1 protein-coding gene is annotated in these 1,341 nt (G+C 62.5%); it reads left to right on the top strand.

The features are described 5' to 3' along the window. Positions 1-97: 97 nt before the first annotated feature. A complete protein-coding gene (locus CK228_RS34580) occupies positions 98-1,294 on the top strand; it encodes an IS256 family transposase (RefSeq protein WP_095790659.1) in 1,197 nt (398 codons plus the stop codon). Positions 1,295-1,341 lie beyond the last annotated feature (47 nt).

The raw sequence follows: 1,341 nt of genomic DNA, 5'->3' as shown, positions 1-1,341 counted from the left end.
GGTAGTGTGCTGAGAGTTCTGCAAATTCGCTGAGAAGGGGCGGTCATGGCAGGCTGGTGATTGTTCACGTCACCGATTCCCTAGAAGGAACGCCACCATGACCAAGACTGAGAGTAAGACCGCCAGCGCCGCCGTCAAAGACATTCTGCTATCGAATCCGGATGGACTGCTCGAAGTGATCCGTGCGGTTATGCAAGAGGTTCTCGAGGCCGAGATGGACGAAGCGGTGGGCGCCTCGAAGAGCGAACGGACGCCGGAACGGCTTGGCTATCGCTCGGGTTACTACGGCCGCACCCTTGTCACGCGCGTCGGCAAGCTTGAGCTGCGGGTACCACAGGACCGGGCCGGGCGCTTCTCCACCGAACTGTTCGAGCGCTACCAGCGTTCGGAGCGGGCTTTGGTGGCGACGCTGGCCGAGATGTATGTGCAGGGGGTGTCGACCCGCAAGGTCAAGGCGATCACGGAAGAGCTGTGCGGCCATGCCTTCTCGGCCTCGTCGATCTCGGCCATCAACAAGCGGCTGGACGAGAGCTTGGCTGCCTTTGCCAGGCGACCGCTTCAAGAGCCGTTTGCCTATCTCATCCTCGATGCGCGCTACGAGAAGGTGCGTGAAGCCGGCGTCGTCATGAGCCAGGCGGTGCTGATCGCGGTCGGCATCGACTGGGACGGAAGGCGCCAGATCCTGGCCGTGGAGATGGCCAATCGCGAGAGCCGCTCGGCCTGGAAGGACTTCCTGGTCTCCCTGAAGGCGCGCGGCCTCAAGGGCGTCGAATTGGTCGTGTCCGACGATCATGCCGGCCTGGTGGCGGCGATCGGCGAGGTGATCCCGGAAGCGGCTTGGCAGCGCTGCTACGTGCACTTCCTCAGGAATGCGCTTGATCATCTGCCGCGCAAGCACGGTGACGACTGCCTGCAGGAGTTGCGCTGGCTCTACGACCGGCGCGATCTCGCCGAGGCCAGGGTCGATCTCGCCGCATGGCTGGCCAAATGGTCGCCGCGCTATCCGCGCCTGACAGGCTGGGCCGAGGATGCAATCGAACAGACGCTGACCTTCTTCAGGCTGCCGAGACAGCACCACAAGCATCTCAAGTCCACCAACATGCTCGAACGGCTCAACGAGGAAATCCGCCGGCGCACCTATGTCGTGCGCATCTTCCCCAACGCCGAAAGCTGCCTGCGCCTGGTCAGGGCGCTCGCCGTCGAAACCAACGAAAACTGGATGGAGGCAAATCGCTACATCAACATGGACGACCTGCGCGAGCACAAGAAGCTCGCTCTACGCCAAGCCGCTTGACCAGCACAATGGCCGCCCCCTTTTTGCAGAACTTGACGCACACAACC

The organism is Mesorhizobium sp. WSM4312, from assembly GCF_002294875.1.
Lineage (GTDB): Bacteria > Pseudomonadota > Alphaproteobacteria > Rhizobiales > Rhizobiaceae > Mesorhizobium.
The sequence above is the reverse complement of the archived record's forward strand: the minus strand, read 5'-3'. Positions and strand labels throughout refer to the sequence as shown.